The sequence below is a fragment of the Hymenobacter negativus genome (genome assembly GCF_016056375.1).
In the GTDB taxonomy this organism is placed as follows: domain Bacteria; phylum Bacteroidota; class Bacteroidia; order Cytophagales; family Hymenobacteraceae; genus Hymenobacter; species Hymenobacter negativus_A.
The window spans coordinates 562,815-579,051 of the sequence record NZ_JAEDAE010000002.1 but is presented as its reverse complement, the minus strand read 5'-3'; the positions used below and the strand labels follow the sequence as shown (position 1 = coordinate 579,051).

The window sequence follows — 16,237 nt, the reverse complement described above, 5'->3', positions numbered from 1 at the left end:
AATCGGGAAGCACAAATAAAATCAATTTTCACAGCCCGGCAAAAATGCAAATGCCCCGCAATAGCAGTGCTGTTGCGGGGCATTTTGATGGCCAGTCGATACCTACTTCCTCCGCTTCATCACCGCTTCCACGGCTTCCACGATGGCGGCTTCGTTGAGGTGGTATTTCTCCATCAGCTGGTCGGGGGTGCCGCTTTCGCCGAAGCTGTCGTGCACGGCCACCATTTCCAGGGGCAGGGGCTCTTCGCGGGCCAGCAGCTGGGCGATACTGTCGCCGAGGCCGCCGTTCATCTGGTGTTCTTCGGCCGTTACCACGCAGCCTGTTTTGCGGGCCGAGGCGAGGATGGCTTCGGCGTCGAGCGGCTTGATGGTGTGGATGTTGATGATTTCGGCGTTGATGCCTTTCTCGGCCAGGAGCTTGCCGGCCAACACGGCCTTCCACACGAGGTGGCCGGTGGCAAAGATGCTCACGTCGGTGCCTTCGTTCAGGGTCCAGGCTTTGCCGATTTCAAATTTCTGGTCGGCGGGCGTGAAATTGGGCACTACGGGGCGACCGAAGCGCAGGTACACGGGGCCTTCGTGGTCGGCAATGGCGATGGTGGCGGCTTTGGTCTGGTTGTAGTCGCAGGGGTTGATGACGGTCATGCCGGGCAGCATTTTCATCATGCCGAGGTCTTCCAGAATCTGATGGGTGGCGCCGTCTTCGCCCAGCGTGAGGCCGGCGTGGGAGGCGCAGATTTTCACGTTTTTGCCCGAGTAAGCAATGCTCTGGCGAATCTGGTCGTAGACGCGGCCGGTGCTGAAGTTGGCAAAGGTGCCCGTGAAGGGGATTTTGCCGCCAATGGTCATGCCGGCGGCTACGCCCATCATGTTGGCCTCGGCAATGCCGACCTGGAAGAACCGCTCGGGGAAGGCCTTTTTGAAGGCGTCCATCTTGAGCGAGCCGGTGAGGTCGGCGCAGAGGGCTACTACATTGGGGTTGCTGGCGCCCAACTCGGCCAGGCCAGCGCCGAAGCCGCTGCGGGTATCTTTCGATTCGGTGTAGGGGAAGTCTTTCATTGGGAATTGATTTGGAGCCGTGAGCGGCTTGACGTTGCAATGAGTTTAACGCTGAATGCGTTTTCGGTTTATATGGATTCGGACCGCATCTGCGGCGGCGCGGTCATGAGGATGGTGTATCTGGTAAACCATCAATTCTACTAGTTGCGGGTCGTCGCGGTGCAATTGGCGCATCAGAGTTTCAGATGAAACAGTAAGCATTATAATTCCAATTGCCGCCAACACAACTGCCCGCCTATTCAAGCGCTGATTCAATGCCATCAGCAAAACGACCAGCACCATGGTTGCAGTGCCAACAGTTAGCATGATGGCGCTACCACTCCAAAACAGAAGTTTAAATAATGTTCCGATAAGGACAACTGCACCACTTATCCCAATAAGCTTGGGTGCAAGAGTGTCTAGCAGAAAAGAGGTATCCTGCGATGTATTCAAAATTTGCTGCTGACTAGCAACAGACTCGAAGTTTGGTCCATGAGTATTCGTTAGACTCCTGGGTTTGTAAGCACTCAGATAGTATACGAGCGCAAGATTAGCTAACCCAATAATCAAAAAAACATCTCCGCCTGCCAGCTGATTCCAACTTGCTATAAACCCCCAAATGGCTAATACCCAAGAAGCCGGTTCCAGCTTAGGCAGTAGCACATCGTATAAGAAGCTCTTGCTTTCAACTCTTACTTCCATAGCTACTTTCCAAAAATGGCTACTGAAGTTGTCTGCCCGCTGCGGATGCTGAAGTTGCGCACGTCCGTGTATTTGCTGCCATTGCTGGTACCGGTGCGGAATACCAAGCGGTAAGCGCCGGGCTGCATGGGAAGGTTGATTTTGCTGCTGCCACCCTGCGGCAGGTCGTAAATCCAGGTTTGCGACTCGTCGTCATTCAGCTGGTAGATGCTGCCGTAGCCTTTCAGGTCGGAGGTGATGTTGAGGGTGCCGGGGGCATCGTAGGTGAAGGTGTATTCCTGGCCCTGCTTGATGGTGAGGCGGCGCACGGTGCGCGGCAGGGTCAGGGCTTCGACTTCGTAGTTGCCGGCCAGCAGCTTCTGGCGGGTGCCGAAGGTGCCGGCCGTGATGGTAGCCCCGGCAGGGTTGCGCACAACGGCCCGGATGGTGCCATAGGGATTGGGCGTGAGCGGCGGGTTTTGCAGCCAGAGGGTGCCCTGCGGGGTTTTGTAGGTGAGCACGTTGGCCTTACCGGGGACGATGGGAATGTTGGCCTGGCGCACGGGCGGCACGGTGTTTATCACGAGGTCGTAGCTCTGCAGGGCGTCGATGTCGAGCACGTCGGCCTTGCCCTGGGCGTCGCGGTAGTGCACGTAGTTGTACTCGGGCTGCTCGGTCACGTTGTTCACGAAAGTCATGTTGACGTTCGTTTCCACGGGCTTGCCGTTGGCGTCGGTGAGGTTGACGCTGACGGTGGTTTTGCTCAGTGTTTTGGCGATGACGTCGTTCATCACCGTGCGGAAGGTCTTCACCTCGGCGGCGTTGTAATACTGGCCGAGGCATTCGAGCTGCTTGCCAAAGTCGCGCTCGGCCCCGATGCCGATGACGAAGGGCTTCAGGAAAACGTGCTTGCGCTGCAGGGCCAGGGAGGCCGCGCAGGGGTCGCGGTTGCACGATTCGAGGCCGTCGGTTATCAGCAGCAGCACGTTGCGGGACTGCTTATCGGTGGGGAAATCGTTGGCCGACTGCTCCAGCGAGTACGTGATGGGCGTGTTGCCCTGGGCCTTGAGCGTGGTCAGCTTCTTCTTGATAGCGGCGGCGTTGCGGGGCGCGAAGGCCACTTCCAGCTTCGAGTCCTGGCAGTTTTTCTCGGCATTCGGGAACTGGTGGCCGTACACGCGCAGGCCCAGCTCCAGGTTGGGATAGGCGTTAAGCGAGTCGACCATTTTGCTGAGCATGCGCTTGGCCACTTCCCAGCGGGGCTGGCCCTCCCAGGGCGCCATCATCGAGCCCGAGGCATCGAGCAGGAACAGAATACGGGTGACCTTGGGCTTTTCGGGCGGGGCGTTTTGGGCACGCGCGTCCTGTACTGGCAGCCCCAGCGGGGCTGCCAGCAACAGGAAACACAAGGCCCGGAGCAAGCGCGGCAGCATGAACAACAGCCGCGACCTAGTAGTCGCCTTCGGTGCCTACTTTCAGCTCATCGAGCGCCGTAGCCAGCTGGGCATCGTTCGGAGCCACGCCGTGCCACTTGTGGCCATCCATCATGAAATCGACGCCGAAGCCCATTTTCGTGTCCATTACGAACATGACGGGCTTGGCCTTTCCGGTGGCGGCCACGCAGTTTTCGAGGAGGGGGATGAGGGCTTCGAAGTGGTTGCCGTCGCCTTCAATGACGTGCCAGCCGAAGGCTTTGAACTTCTCGGCCACATCGCCGAGGCCGCCGATTTCGTCGGTCGAGCCGTCAATCTGCTGGCCGTTGCGGTCCACGATGGCCACCAGGTTGTCGATTTTGTGGTGGCTGGCGTAGAGGGCGGCCTCCCAGTTCTGGCCTTCCTCAAGCTCGCCGTCGCCCATGAGCACGAACACGCGCTGCTTGTCGCCGTTCATCTTTTTGGCCTGGGCCGCGCCGCAGGCCACGCTCAGGCCCTGGCCCAGCGAGCCGGAGGCCACCCGGATGCCCGGCAAACCTTCGTGGGTGGTGGGATGGCCCTGCAGGCGCGAGTTGAGTTTGCGGAACGTGCTTAGCTCGCTGATGGGGAAGTAGCCAGAGCGAGCCAGCACCGAGTACCAAGTGGCCGAAATGTGGCCGTTGGACAGGAAGAAAATATCCTGGTCCTTGCCGTCCATGTCGAAGGGCTCGGGGTGGTGCTTCATCACCTTGAAGAAGAGGGCCACAAACAAATCGGTGCAGCCGAGCGAGCCGCCGGGGTGGCCCGAGTTCACGGCGTGCACCATGCGCACGATGTCGCGGCGCACTTGGGTGGCAATTTCCTTCAGCTCTTCGTTCGATTTCTCGGGCTGCTCAACGGTTTTGGTGGTGGTGGTATCGGCCATGTGGGAATAGTTGGGTTCGGTGGGTAAAGGTAGTAAATGGCGGGATGGGCTAACCGCCCCGTTCCGAGGCGAAGCACTGCCACTTATCAGGGCTACTTCAGCAGTTGGGCGGCGTGCTCTTTGGTGTCGACTTTCTTGATAATCTTTTCAATCAGGCCGTTTTCGTCAATCAGGAAAGTGGTGCGGACGGTGCCCATGTAGGTCTTGCCGTAGTTTTTCTTTTCCTGCCACACGCCATAGGCCTGCACGATGGTCTTGTCGGTATCGACGAGCAGCGGGAAGGGCAGGTCGTACTTGAGGGCGAATTTCTTGTGCGCGGCCTCGCCATCAATGCTCACGCCGATAACCTGGATGTTGTGGGCTTTGAGCTCTTCCTGGTGGTCGCGCAGGTTGCAGGCCTGGGCGGTGCAGCCGGGGGTATCGTCTTTGGGGTAAAAGTAAAGGGCGACTTTCTGGCCGCGCAGCGCGTGCAGGCTGACGGTGTTGCCGTCCTGGTCCTGGGCGGTGAAATCGGGGGCGGGTTGGCCGGGTTCGAGAGGCATAAAAAAACAGTTGATGAGAAATTATGGTAAGGATTTAGCCCACAAGTAGCCTGAAAATCCAAATCCGACTATTATCGAGAGCATCAGCAGCCAAACCCCAGCCCTGCGAGCCCACCAGTACCGCACTTTTGCGGGCCATACATAGCTGAATATTTGCCAGGTACTATCGGTATAGGCGTTAATTATTCGGTAAATAAAAAAATACACTCCCAAGGAGAGCATCAGAGAAACGGCACCGGTTTCTCTAGAAATGGCAAGTAGCTTAAACAGTAAAAAAAGAACTATTACAAAAGAGAGATAAACGAAAAACGAGAAGAACAACCGTGTTCTAGCCCGCATGCCTATACCTCTGACAATCCCATAGGATAGGAAGACGAAAAGCTGATTTATCATCGCCTTTATCATCCTGCAATAGCTATAAGCTCAGCGGAATCACCCGCTCATTCCCCGCCTGGTCCGTCAGGCGCAACTCTGCGGGGCCGTGCAGGCGCGGCCCGAGGGTGTCGGTGGATACGGTGAAGAGCAGGGCCTTTTTGTGCTCGAAGCGCAGCAGACGAAACTGGCCGCCCACGAGCAGCCGGTAGCTGGCCAGCCCCGACATGTCATCGCCGACGCGAAACGACAGTTGCCCGCCGGCGCGGCCCACGAGGCTGCCTTCCGGCGCTTTGGTATCGGTGAGGATGCGGTAGGAGCCAAACTGGCGGATGGTGGCCGTAATGTTGCCCTGCTCGTCCCACTTGCCGCCGAGGTAGGCTTTGCCGCCAGCCGCCGTGGCCGCGTAGATGGCGGTGCGCTGCGGGTCGGCGGGCGGGGCGGCGGGCTTGAGGGTGAGCACGGCCGTGTGGTAGAGCGGTAGCAGCGGCGAGCCCACCGTCCAGAAGCCGCTGCCGGTGGGCTCGGGTTTGTAGCTGGTGCCCAGGTAGATGTTACCAAACAGCGTTTCCTTGCCAAACAGCACGTTGAGTTTGGCCGTGGCGTAGTTGGTTTCCTTGCCGGCCGGAATCATTACCTGCCGGTCGAATTTCTTGGTGATGGTGCCGAAGCGCAGGGAGTCGGGCAGGCCGGCGCGCAGGTCGTAGAGGTACACGTTTTCGCTGTTCTGCGTGTAGCTCGGCTTGATTTCGAGGCGGCGGTTGCCGCGCAGCAGCACCAGGTTGGCCCCCACGGAATCCGTGCCGGGGTCGGCGGCCACGGCTTTGAGCAGGTTGCGCGTCACCTCGAAGCGCAGGGCCGACTTCTTCACCGTGCCGGAGCGGGTTTTGAAGTATTCGGGCTGTTCGCCGCGCAGCACCAGGTGCAGGGGCGTCTGGTTGTTGTAGGAGTCGGCCAGGGTGATGTCGACGTTGTAGATTTTGCCGGCCTCCACGGTCAGGCGGCCCTTGCCGGGGCTGGTGGTGGCGTACATCAGCAGGTCGTTGCCGTCGTCTACCCACAGCTTTTGCAGGGTGCGGCCCTGGGTGTTCTGGTACAGGAAATCGACGAAGTTGCCCACCTGCCGGGTACCCGTCGGGAAGGGAATCGCGTCGATGTTGTGCTGGTAAAACGGCTGCCCGTTCACCTTCACCGCCACGCGTTGGATGCCATTCTTGTTCCAGGCATTGTCAAACCTATCGAAGCCCTGAATGAGCAGCCCCACCGTGCCAAAGGCGCTGATGGTATCGGCCCAGGTGGTGGCCACGCCCGGCCCGGGCTGCACCTTAGGCACAAACAGCGCCTTGGCAAACACATTTTTCACCCGCGCCTCAATGCCCAGCGGCTCCAGCGCGAAGGCCTGCAAGGTGGGCGCCACGTGGTCCTGAATCTCGGGGAAGCCGCCCCACTGCAGCGGGTTGTACTGCCGGTCCTGGGCATCGCGCACTTCCCAGTGCAGGTGCGGGCCGGCCGAGCCGCCGGTGTTACCGCTCAGGGCCACCAGTTCGCCCTTCTTCACCGGAAACCGGTCTTTGTCGAAGAAGCATTCCAGTTCGTAGCTCTGCTTATCATACTGCCGATGCAGTAGCTCTGCCGCAAACGCGCCTTTGAACTCGTTCAGGTGCCCATACACCGTCGTCAGCCCATTGGGGTGCGTGATGTAGAGCACGTTGCCGTAGCCGAACGACGACTGCTTGAGGCGCGACACGTAGCCATCGGCGGCGGCGTACACGGGCTGGTTCACCCCGCCGCCGGTCTTGATGTCGAGGCCGCCGTGGAAGTGGTTGGGGCGCAATTCACCCATGCTCCCGGCCAGGAAATTGGGCTGGCCCGGCGCAATCGGAAACTGAAAATACCCCGGCGCCACGGTGGGCCGCCCGGCATTCAGCAGCTCGGTCAGGCTGTGGTCGTGGTCCGAAGAATCGGCCTCCTGCCCCCCTACCCGCCACGCCAGCAGCACCAAAAACACACTTATTATCAACCGCACACTCAGCTTTCCCTTTTGCACAATAACGCTCCTTTTAATTCAGCTAATTCCTTGTTTTGACGAACGGGAGTAGAGACGCAATATTTTGCGTCTCCTCATTCGCGCCGTTTGAATGCGTCTGGCGCCCCCGTTTAACGCCGAGACGCAAGTATGCGTCTCTACCATCCTACCGAATACCCAATTCCAGCAGCTTCTCCCCTTCCAGGAAGCCTTCCAGCTGGTCGCCCATTTTTACCGGCCCCACGCCGGCGGGCGTGCCGGTAAATATCAGGTCGCCCATTTTCAGGGAGATGTATTTCGACACGAAACTGATGATTTTGGCGAAGGGGTGCAGCATCAGGGCGGAGTTGCCGGTCTGGCGGGTTTCGCCGTTCACCGTGAGGTGGAAGTTGATGTTGGCCAGGTCGGCAAACTCGGCCACGGGCCGGAAGGTGGGCGAAATCGGAGCGGAGCCGTCGAAGGCTTTGGCCAGCTCCCAGGGCAGGCCTTTCTTCTTGAGTTCGGCCTGCAAGTCGCGGGCCGTGAAGTCGATGCCCAGGCCAATAGCGTCGAAATACGTGTGGGCAAATGCCTCGTCGATGTGGCGGCCGTTCTTGCTCACGCGCAGCACCAGCTCCAGCTCGTGGTGGATGTCCTGCGAGAATTCGGGGATGAAAAACGGCTGGCCGCGTTGCAGCAGCGCCGTTTCGGGCTTCATAAAGATAACCGGCGCGCTGGGCACCTCGTTGTGCAGCTCGGCAATGTGGTCGGCGTAGTTGCGGCCGATGCAGATGATTTTCATGGCGACGGGAAAGGCGGGTCGTAGATATGTCAAAACTACGGCTCCCCGTTGGCTTACGGCAATCGGGCGGTTCGTTTTCGGCCCCGGCAGCCGGATAAAGCCAAAACTTTACCCTGCCCTGCTGCCGTATAGGCGGCAATGGCAGCTCCTGCTTTGGCCCAAAACCCGCGCCCAGGCCTGGCGCTGCCATCCACTCTTTCTCCCTCACTCCCATGCTTAGAAAACTCACCCTCGTAGCCAGCCTGGCCTTTTTGGCCGCCTGCTCCACGGTGCCCATCACGGGCCGCCGCCAGCTTAGCCTCGTGAGCGACAGCGAAATCAACTCCCTGGCCGCCACGCAGTACCGCGACGTTATTGCCAAAGGACCGCTCTCCACCAACTCGCAGCAGGTAGCCATGGTTCGCACCGTGGGGCAGCGCATTCAGGCGGCCGTTGAAAACTATTTCCGCCAGCAAAACGCCTCCGACCAGCTGGCCGGCTATCAGTGGGAATTCAATGTAATTCAAGACGATGCCCAGCAGAATGCCTGGTGCATGCCCGGCGGCAAGGTGGCCGTGTACACCGGCATCCTGCCCATCACGCAGGACGAGAATGGCCTGGCCGTGGTGATGTCGCATGAAATTGCGCACGCCGTGGCCAAGCACGGCTCCGAGCGCATGAGCCAGGGCCTCGTGCAGCAGTTGGGCGGGCAGGCGCTATCGGCTGCGCTCTCCACCAACAGCGCGGCTACGCAGCAGCTGGCGCTGCAAGCCTTCGGTGTAGGCTCGCAGGTGGGCTTGCTGAAATACGGCCGCAACCAAGAATCGGAAGCCGACCATTTGGGCCTGATTTTCATGGCTATGGCCGGATACAATCCCGACGGCGCCATCACGTTCTGGCAGCGCATGGATGCCCGCGAGAACCAGGCTTCGCCGCCCGAGTTTCTTTCTACGCACCCTTCCAATGGCACTCGCATCGCGGATATCCAGCGCGAACTGCCGGAAGCCCGTAAGTACTACAAACCCCGCTAGAACGCTGCGCTCGATTAGCAATGGGGAATGAGGAATTACCGTTCAATTAATTCTTCATTCCTCATTTCTCATTTCTCATTGACTTTATGAAATACCTGCCTCGTCTACTCGGTTTGGGCCTGTTGAGCATTCTGGTAATGCTGCTGGCCATGTCGTGCGAAAGCACCAAGCCGGCCGAGTTCGGCAGCCCCAACCGCATCAAGGGCGAGGCCATTGCCAAGCCCGAAAGCCGACAAATTGTGCATTTCACCGACAGTTCCACGGAGTACACTACGCCCCGCAGCGAGCTGGCCAAGGCCTTCATCCGGCAGTTTGCCGACGGCACTGTTATCGACAAAATCCAGGTGCGCAAAGCTCCCGCCGGCCCCGACGAGCCGGTGAGTTACTACCTCATCGGCATGGGCCTGCGCAATGGCATGTATCGGGCCATGGCCCTGCCCCTCACCGCCGGCGGCGATAACACTTACTACCTGCGGCCCACCGCCGAGCGCTACACCATCACCGGCCAGGGTTGCCCCATGTGCTTTTTCAATTTTGAAAACGGACGCATCGTGGGCAGCACCTGCGGCGAGAAAGTGGGCGGCAGCACCTGCGACCTGAAAGTGGACGCCAATAACGCCCTCTTCTCCTCGGTTCCTATCTCTTCGGCCCCTACAAAATGAACACGCGCAATAAATGGCTGCTACGGGCCGCCCTCACGGCGCTGGCGTTGCTCATCACCACCGATAAGAAACGGCCGCGTGCACCCATCGAACCAAAAAAGCCCGCTGAATAGCGGGCTTTTTTTATCCTTTCTTCCCCGGATTTCCCAAGGCAAAATTCCGGATGCGAGCCGCTAGCAGCTCCGGATTAGCCTGCTCCAGCGGATGCCCAGTGGCGGGCAGCAGCTCGAAGCGGGCCCGGGGTAGCCTCGCTGCCAATGCCCGGCCCGTCGGGCTGCCGGCCGTGTGGTCGGCATCACCCACCAGCAGCTGCACCGGCACGGGTAGCGCCGCCAGCGCCTCGGTGGTGAGTGGCGGGCGGGCCCCGGCGGCCGTCATCAGGGCGGCGGTGGCACGGAGCACGGCGGCCCAGTCGGCGGGAGCATGGCGCTGACGCAGGGTTTCGGCAAAGGCCGGGACCTTGGCTAGTATCTTTTCGGGGTCGAGGAAACGGGTTTCGGCAGCGGCCGATTCCGGGGACCAGTCCAGCTTGGTGCCCAGCGTGCTGATGCTGGCAAACCGGGCGGGCTCCTGCGTGGCGGCCAGCAGGGCCGCGTAGCCGCCCATGCTGTAGCCGAATACGTGCGCCGGACCGACTTCGTGCTCCGCTAAAAACGTCAGCACTTCGCCGGCAAAGTGCGGCAGCGTGAACGTATCGAGCTGGACCTCCTTCCCACCGTGGCCCGCAAACGCCAGCATCTTCACGTCGAAATCGGCCGCCAACAGCCCGGCCAATGGCTTCAGGGTGTCTGGGCTGCCCAGCGCCCCGTGCAGCAGTAGCAGCGTCGGTTTCATGCTTAGCCCGTGATTTCGGCCGCCAGCCCGGCCAAATCCAGCCCGTCGAATGTGCCCGAGGACATGAGCAGCAGGTTGGCATTGTCCCAGGACTGACTTTTCAAAAACGCGGCCAGCTCGGCGCTGTCGGTAATGACTTTGATATCAGGCCGCTGGAAGGCCTCAGCCACGGTAGCGGCGGCCAGCGGCGGCAGGCGCTTGTGTTCCAGCACGTGGGGGTTGAAGTACACCACCGCCACGTCGGGAGCATCGAAGCAGTGCGCGTATTGCGGCAGAAACGCCGGATTTAGGCTGCTGAAGGTGTGCAGTTCCAGGCATGCCACCAGCCGACGCTGCGGAAACTGCTTTTTCAGGGCCGTGGCGGTGGCTTTAAGCTTGCTGGGCGCGTGGGCAAAATCCTTGTACACCACAGAGGTAGCGCCTTCGCGTACCAGCTCCAGCCGCCGGGCCGCGCCGGGGAACGTGGCCACCGCCCGGAAGAAATCCTTGCCCTTAATGCCCAGCTGCTTGCACACTTCCTTGGCCGCCGAGATGTTGCGCAGGTTATGCTCGCCGAATACCTGCACGGGCACTTCCTCGTCCTTTTTGGTGATGAGAAACGTGCGGCCGTCGCGGATGACGTGCTCGTGCGGGCCGTAGCCGATGTAGGTCACATCGGGGTTGGTGGGCACGCTCACGAGCTGCACCTGCTCGTCGTCGCGGTCGTAGATGAGCACGCCGGCCTTGGGCGTCATGTCGGCGAAGATGCGGAACTGCTCGCGGTAGATTTCCTCGGTCGGAAACACGTTGATGTGGTCCCAGCTGATGCCGGAAATTACCCCGATGTGGTGCTGGTAGAGGTGAAACTTGGGCCGCCGGTCCACCGGCGACGACAGGTATTCATCCCCCTCGATGATGATAATGGGTGCGTCGTCGGTCAGCTGCACCATCAAATCGAAGCCCGCCAGTTGCGCCCCCACCGCGTAGTCGAACTTGCGCCCATGGAAGCGCAGCACGTGCAGAATGCAGGCCGTAATGCTGGTTTTGCCGTGCGAGCCGCCAATGACGATGCGCTGCTTGTCGCGGCTGGCCTCGTAGATGTATTCAGGGAAGGAGTAGATTTTCAGGCCCAGCTCCTGGGCACGGAGCAGCTCGGGGTTGTCGGGCCGGGCGTGCATGCCCACGATGACGGCCGTGAGGTCGGGCGTGATGCGGGCCGGGTCCCAGCCTTCCTGGGCCGGCAGCAGGCCAGCGGCCGCGAGGCGGCCTTTGGCAGGCTCAAAAATTTCGTCGTCGGAGCCCGTGACGCGGGCGCCCCGGCGGTGTAGTGCCAGGGCCAGGTTGTGCATGATGCTGCCGCCCACCGCAATGAGGTGAATAGCTTCGGGGGACGTGGCGGGGCTGGAGGAGGATTCCAAATCAGGGGTGTCGTTAGTTGTCTTTTGCTCGTTGTCGGTTGTTAGTCAGGGTTTGGCGGGGAACAATATTCCGGCGCGGCGCGGGCCAACGCACAAAACCGCCACCGCCAACGAGCCCCTGACAATCAGAAAGCAAGGGCGCGAAAGTACAAAGGCCGGGCCGCCGCCGCCATTCCCGGCCCGAAAGAATAGCAGGCGCGGGCCAATCTTTTCCGTATCGTCGGGGTTAACTTTGTGTATATCGTGGCCGGCCCGGTTTTATTTCCCGGACCGGCCTCGTTGTCCCCGCTATTTCGTTACCTTAGCTAGCCACCTTTCCCTATGCCCGACCAAATGGATGACCGCCTGAAGCAATCCGCCGCCCGTGCCAAGGCGGCCTGGACCAATCGGGGCGGCATGGTGGTCCCCCAGAACGCCAGTGCGGCCGGCAAGCTGCCGCCCCAGGCCCCCGAGCTCGAAATGGCCGTGCTCGGCGCCCTGATGCTGGAAAAAGATGCCCTCACCTCGGTCATCGACCTGCTCAAGCCCGAGAGTTTTTATAAGGACGCGCACCAGCGCATTTACCGCGCCGTTATCCGGCTGTTTGATAAGTCGGAGCCCATCGACCAGCTCACCGTCGTGCACGAGCTGCGCGAGATGGGCGAGCTCGAAGCCGCCGGAGGCCCCTTCTACGTGGCCAACCTGACGCTGAAAGTGAACTCGGCGGCCAACGTCGAATACCACGCCCGCATCATCACCGAAACCGCCATCAAGCGCGAGCTGATTCGGATTTCGAGCGAAATTCAGCGCGATGCCTTCGAGGATACGACGGACGTATTCAAGCTGCTCGACGATACCGAGTCGGCCCTGTTTGAGGTGTCGGAATCAAACATCCGCAAGAACTTCGACGACATGCGGAGCCTGATGGGCAAGGCCATCAAGGAGCTTGAGGAAAAGAAAAACCAATCGGATGGCTTGACGGGTGTACCCACCGGCTTCTCAGCGCTGGACCGCGTCACGAGCGGCTGGCAACCATCTGACCTTGTGATTATTGCGGCTCGCCCAGGGATGGGCAAAACAGCCTTCGTGGTATCGGCCATGCGCAATGCGGCGGTCGATTTCAAGAAAGCGGTGGCTATTTTCTCGCTCGAAATGTCCTCACTGCAGCTTGTAAATCGTCTGATTTCGGCAGAGGCGGAACTGGATTCTGAGAAAATCAAGAAGGGCAGCCTCGCTGACCACGAGTGGCAGCAGCTCAACCATAAAATCACAGCCCTCTCGGCCGCGCCCATCTACATTGACGACACGCCGGGCCTGAGCATTCGCGAGCTGCGCACCAAGTGCCGTCGCCTGCGCTCGCAGAAGGACGTGCAAATGATTATCGTCGACTACCTGCAGCTGATGAGCGGCAACACCGACGGCCGCGGCGGCAACCGTGAGCAGGAAATTGCCAGCATCTCGCGGGCGCTCAAGGGCATTGCCAAGGAGCTAAATGTGCCCGTACTGGCCCTGTCGCAGCTCTCGCGCTCAGTAGAAACGCGGGGTGGCGACAAGAAGCCGCAGCTGAGTGACCTTCGTGAATCGGGCTCCATCGAGCAGGATGCCGACATGGTAATCTTCCTCTACCGCCCCGAATACTACGGCCTCGACCAGGATGCCGAGGGCAACTCGACTCAGGGCGTGGGCGAAGTCATCATTGCCAAGCACCGGAACGGTTCGCTCGAAACCGTGCAGCTCAAGTTCATTGGCAAATTCACCAAGTTCGCTGACCTCGACGGCATGGGCGGCGGCTTCGACCCCGGTAACTACCAGCCCATGGGCCTGCCTGCCAGCAACTTCGACAACGAGCCGAGTCCCTTCGCCCCGACCACCATTCGCCTGGGCTCGAAGATTAACGAGTCGCCGGTGCCTTTCCCGAAGAGCAACAGCTTCGGCGAGGAGCCGCCGTTCTAAGTTATGCAGTTTGGCAGCGCAGTAACGGCGCATATCCGCCGCCCTCTTTATTCGGCGGGGGGTATTCGGCTTTTGTCACTGCTGTTCAACCCCATAGTGGGTGGAGCAATGACCGCACGTAACCTGAAAGATGTGCAGCAGCCGGGAGCTGCCCGCGTGGCCTTGGTATGCGGCATCCTTTACACGGTACTCACAATGTATCTACTTGCCCGCTTTTTGCCATTGCCGTTTATTCCGTGGCTTTCTTGGTTCACCAGCATACTGGCTGGGCTGGCGCTGGAGGCTTACGCCAAGCGGTTTATCGCTGATTGGCACTTACTTCCAGTGAAAAGCAACTTTAAGCCAATAGTTATTTGCTTGCTTGTATCCGGGCTGCTATTTGGGCTGGCTTTTGTTGCGACACCGCAACATGCGCATTAGTTTACTTACCCTTTTATGACCGATAGCATTACCGTGCCCGCGTTGGCACTGTTAAGCTTTTTCGCTTTTCTGGCCGGCTTTATCGACTCGATGGTGGGCGGCGGCGGGTTGATTCAGCTGCCGGCCCTGCTATTGCTGCTCCCCAACGTGCCAATTCCTACGGTGCTGGGCACCGGCAAAGTGGCCAGCTTGGCGGGCACGTCGGCCTCGGCATTTCGCTATTTAAAAGGCCTTACGGACGTGCCCATTCGCTGGCGCACGGTGGCGGTGGCGGCTGTGGTGGCGGGCTGCTTTGCACTGCTGGGCGCCCGCGCCGTGAGCGGCCTCAACAAGGAACTGGTGAAGCCGCTGGTGCTGGCCCTGCTGGTGCTCATGGCCGCCTACACCTTCTGGCGCAAGGATTTTGGCAGTCTGCACGCGCCGCGCCTGCACGGCCGCCGCGAGCTATGGACGGGCGTGGCCCTGGGGGCAGGTATCGGGTTTTACGACGGTTTTTTTGGGCCGGGCACGGGCAGTTTGCTGCTGTTCGCCTTCGTGGGGCTATTTGGCTACGACTTTCTGGCGGCCTCCGCCTCGGCCAAAGTTGTAAATGTGGCCACCAACATTGCCGGGCTGGCCTACTTTGTCTCGACCGGGCAGGTGCTGTACCAGGTGGCGCTGCCCATGGCGGTGTGCAACGTGCTGGGCTCTATGCTGGGCACGCGGATGGCCATGCAGCGCGGCACAGGCTTTGTGCGCGTGCTGTTTTTGGTGGTGGTCAGCGTCTTTATCCTGAAACTGGGCTGGGAGACGCTGGCCTGAAAAACGAGTAACCTGAATTTCTACTTCGGCCCGCCTGAAAGATGACGTTCTAACGGACCGAAATAGAAACTCAGGCTACTTGTGCTATAGCGCCCCGACCTAAACGGCTTGCAGCTGAGGCCGCATGTTGCGGCGGCTTTTGCGCCGCCGGTTCAGCCACATGATGGTGCCGGTGATGGGAAACGTGGCACCCAGCAGGCCAATAACGAAAGCCAGAATCTTGGTAGGCAAGCCAAAGATGGCCCCGGTGTGCACAGGCTTGAACAGACCGCGAATGCGCTGGCCCACCGGCCGCTGGGCATAGTTCTGGCTGCTGATGACGCGGCCGGAATACTGGTCGAGGTACACTTCATCGGTGGCGTTTTCGGTGATGGCGTTGGGGCGCAGAATGGCTACGCGGATGCTGCCGGTCGGCTCTTTGGGCATCTGCACAGAGAATAACTCGGCATCCGGGGCTTGCTGGCGGGCCAGAGCCAGCACGGCATCGGCCGCGAAGGGGGCGGTGCCCGCCACGGCCGGCGCAGCCGAGGTAGGCGGCTCGGGGCGCTTTAGGGGCGAATGGGTGAGCCGGTTGATGCCCGCGCCTACCCAATCGAACGACATGCCCACGCCCGTGAGGGCCATGATGAACAGGAACACCGAGGCATAAAAGCCCAGCGAGATGTGGAAATCGTGGTTCAGGCGCTTCCAGCCGCTGCCCCATTTCACTTTCAGGCGGGGCGTGAGGGCTTTGCGCGCGATGGGCCACCACAGCACCAGCCCGGTGCCGAGAATGAACAAAAACACCGTGGCGCTTACCCCCATCACGAGCTTGCCGATTTTACCGGCCACCAGGCCGCGGTGCAGCTGCTCCACGGTTTTGAAGAAGTTGTCGCGGGGATTCAGCTCGCCGGTGATGGCGGCCGTGTAGGGGTTTATGAAGATGCGGGGGCCACCGCCGTCGCCTTTGCCGCCCTTGCCGCCTTTCTCAGGGCCTTTGCCGGGCATCCGGCTCTCGCTGCCACGCGGGCCACCTTTCCCGTTCTTGCCCCCAGCATCGCCGCCGGCCAAGCTCACTTCCACGGTGCGGGCGGGGTCGGCGTAGAGCTTGAAGCCGCCGATTCTGGCTTTGGGCTTGTGGGCTTTCACGGCTTCGGCCAGCTGCGCCAGCGGCAGGCGCGGCGTGGTGGCGGGGGCCACAAAGTAGCGCTCCCGGTGCCAGGCGTGCTCAATTTCCTGCTCGAAAGCCAGCACGCTGCCTGTGAGGCACACAAACACGATGATGAGCCCCGAGGCCAGGCCAAGCCAGAGGTGAATGGTGCGGAAAGCAGATTTAACCGGGGTCATAATTTGATGCAGATGAAGGCTTTTGGAAGCTTAGGCGGAACGGCTCAACTGCCCGGCTGGATAGCGGGCGGCTATTCA

Annotated in this window: 15 protein-coding genes; 5 read left to right on the top strand and 10 right to left on the bottom strand. The window is 60.4% G+C overall.

Annotated features, from left to right (window positions below; genetic code table 11):
• Positions 1-102: 102 nt before the first annotated feature.
• The 7 genes from I7X13_RS07360 to I7X13_RS07330 form a co-directional block, all read right to left on the bottom strand.
• Positions 103-1,059 (bottom strand): transketolase family protein, encoded by a 957-nt coding sequence (locus tag I7X13_RS07360; protein ID WP_198074970.1) that lies wholly within the window; start codon positions 1,057-1,059, stop codon positions 103-105.
• A gap of 45 nt (positions 1,060-1,104) precedes the next feature.
• Entirely contained in the window at positions 1,105-1,740 is a 636-nt protein-coding gene (locus I7X13_RS07355; protein WP_198074969.1) for a GldL-related protein, read from the bottom strand.
• A 2-nt stretch (positions 1,741-1,742) separates the two neighbouring features.
• Positions 1,743-3,152: a vWA domain-containing protein gene (locus tag I7X13_RS07350; RefSeq protein ID WP_198074968.1), complete on the bottom strand. Its 1,410-nt coding sequence runs from the start codon at positions 3,150-3,152 to the stop codon at positions 1,743-1,745.
• Positions 3,153-3,168: 16 nt separating this feature from the next.
• Positions 3,169-4,056 (bottom strand): transketolase, encoded by an 888-nt coding sequence (locus I7X13_RS07345; RefSeq protein WP_198066688.1) that lies wholly within the window; start codon positions 4,054-4,056, stop codon positions 3,169-3,171.
• A gap of 92 nt (positions 4,057-4,148) precedes the next feature.
• Positions 4,149-4,598 (bottom strand): thioredoxin-dependent thiol peroxidase, encoded by a 450-nt coding sequence (gene bcp, locus I7X13_RS07340; protein WP_198066689.1) that lies wholly within the window; start codon positions 4,596-4,598, stop codon positions 4,149-4,151.
• A gap of 415 nt (positions 4,599-5,013) precedes the next feature.
• The gene (locus I7X13_RS07335) at positions 5,014-6,996 is read right to left on the bottom strand and encodes a M23 family metallopeptidase (protein ID WP_213019038.1); all 1,983 of its coding nucleotides are present in this window, start codon (positions 6,994-6,996) and stop codon (positions 5,014-5,016) included.
• 166 nt (positions 6,997-7,162) lie between these two features.
• Positions 7,163-7,777, bottom strand: a complete 615-nt coding sequence (locus I7X13_RS07330) for a fumarylacetoacetate hydrolase family protein (RefSeq protein WP_198066691.1) — start codon at positions 7,775-7,777, stop codon at positions 7,163-7,165.
• Positions 7,778-7,989: 212 nt separating this feature from the next.
• Here I7X13_RS07330 and I7X13_RS07325 point away from each other — a divergent pair, with 212 nt between their 5' ends.
• Together I7X13_RS07325 and I7X13_RS07320 are read left to right on the top strand one after the other, a co-directional pair.
• Entirely contained in the window at positions 7,990-8,787 is a 798-nt protein-coding gene (locus I7X13_RS07325; protein WP_198066692.1) for a M48 family metallopeptidase, read from the top strand.
• An 86-nt stretch (positions 8,788-8,873) separates the two neighbouring features.
• Entirely contained in the window at positions 8,874-9,449 is a 576-nt protein-coding gene (locus I7X13_RS07320) for a hypothetical protein (protein ID WP_198066693.1), read from the top strand.
• Between the two features lie 123 nt (positions 9,450-9,572).
• Here the strand turns inward: I7X13_RS07320 and I7X13_RS07315 are convergent, their stop codons facing one another.
• Together I7X13_RS07315 and I7X13_RS07310 are read right to left on the bottom strand one after the other, a co-directional pair.
• Positions 9,573-10,283 carry an alpha/beta fold hydrolase gene (locus I7X13_RS07315; protein WP_198074966.1) on the bottom strand — a complete coding sequence of 237 codons (711 nt, stop codon included), beginning with the start codon at positions 10,281-10,283 and terminating at the stop codon, positions 9,573-9,575.
• A 2-nt stretch (positions 10,284-10,285) separates the two neighbouring features.
• Positions 10,286-11,680 (bottom strand): UDP-N-acetylmuramate--L-alanine ligase, encoded by a 1,395-nt coding sequence (locus I7X13_RS07310; protein WP_198074965.1) that lies wholly within the window; start codon positions 11,678-11,680, stop codon positions 10,286-10,288.
• A 396-nt stretch (positions 11,681-12,076) separates the two neighbouring features.
• Here I7X13_RS07310 and dnaB point away from each other — a divergent pair, with 396 nt between their 5' ends.
• The 3 genes from dnaB to I7X13_RS07295 all read left to right on the top strand — a co-directional run bounded on the left by dnaB (position 12,077) and on the right by I7X13_RS07295 (position 14,833).
• Positions 12,077-13,612, top strand: coding sequence for a replicative DNA helicase (gene dnaB, locus I7X13_RS07305; protein WP_232342247.1), 1,536 nt, complete (start codon positions 12,077-12,079; stop codon positions 13,610-13,612).
• Positions 13,613-13,684: 72 nt separating this feature from the next.
• Positions 13,685-14,032 carry a hypothetical protein gene (locus tag I7X13_RS07300; protein ID WP_198074964.1) on the top strand — a complete coding sequence of 116 codons (348 nt, stop codon included), beginning with the start codon at positions 13,685-13,687 and terminating at the stop codon, positions 14,030-14,032.
• A 15-nt stretch (positions 14,033-14,047) separates the two neighbouring features.
• On the top strand, positions 14,048-14,833 hold the full coding sequence (locus tag I7X13_RS07295; RefSeq protein WP_198074963.1) for a sulfite exporter TauE/SafE family protein: 786 nt from the start codon (positions 14,048-14,050) through the stop codon (positions 14,831-14,833).
• 99 nt (positions 14,834-14,932) lie between these two features.
• Here I7X13_RS07295 and I7X13_RS07290 read toward each other — a convergent pair whose 3' ends face one another.
• Positions 14,933-16,159, bottom strand: a complete 1,227-nt coding sequence (locus tag I7X13_RS07290) for a PepSY-associated TM helix domain-containing protein (protein ID WP_198074962.1) — start codon at positions 16,157-16,159, stop codon at positions 14,933-14,935.
• Positions 16,160-16,237 lie beyond the last annotated feature (78 nt).

Bases quoted from the DNA above. Each gene is read 5' to 3' on its own strand.
- I7X13_RS07360 (WP_198074970.1), bottom strand. From the start codon at position 1,059: ATGAAAGACTTCCCCTACACCGAATCGAAAGATACCCGCAGCGGCTTC.
- I7X13_RS07355 (WP_198074969.1), bottom strand. From the start codon at position 1,740: ATGGAAGTAAGAGTTGAAAGCAAGAGCTTCTTATACGATGTGCTACTG.
- I7X13_RS07350 (WP_198074968.1), bottom strand. From the start codon at position 3,152: ATGCTGCCGCGCTTGCTCCGGGCCTTGTGTTTCCTGTTGCTGGCAGCC.
- I7X13_RS07345 (WP_198066688.1), bottom strand. From the start codon at position 4,056: ATGGCCGATACCACCACCACCAAAACCGTTGAGCAGCCCGAGAAATCG.
- bcp (WP_198066689.1), bottom strand. From the start codon at position 4,598: ATGCCTCTCGAACCCGGCCAACCCGCCCCCGATTTCACCGCCCAGGAC.
- I7X13_RS07330 (WP_198066691.1), bottom strand. From the start codon at position 7,777: ATGAAAATCATCTGCATCGGCCGCAACTACGCCGACCACATTGCCGAG.
- I7X13_RS07325 (WP_198066692.1), top strand. From the start codon at position 7,990: ATGCTTAGAAAACTCACCCTCGTAGCCAGCCTGGCCTTTTTGGCCGCC.
- I7X13_RS07320 (WP_198066693.1), top strand. From the start codon at position 8,874: ATGAAATACCTGCCTCGTCTACTCGGTTTGGGCCTGTTGAGCATTCTG.
- I7X13_RS07315 (WP_198074966.1), bottom strand. From the start codon at position 10,283: ATGAAACCGACGCTGCTACTGCTGCACGGGGCGCTGGGCAGCCCAGAC.
- dnaB (WP_232342247.1), top strand. From the start codon at position 12,077: ATGGTGGTCCCCCAGAACGCCAGTGCGGCCGGCAAGCTGCCGCCCCAG.
- I7X13_RS07295 (WP_198074963.1), top strand. From the start codon at position 14,048: ATGACCGATAGCATTACCGTGCCCGCGTTGGCACTGTTAAGCTTTTTC.
- I7X13_RS07290 (WP_198074962.1), bottom strand. From the start codon at position 16,159: ATGACCCCGGTTAAATCTGCTTTCCGCACCATTCACCTCTGGCTTGGC.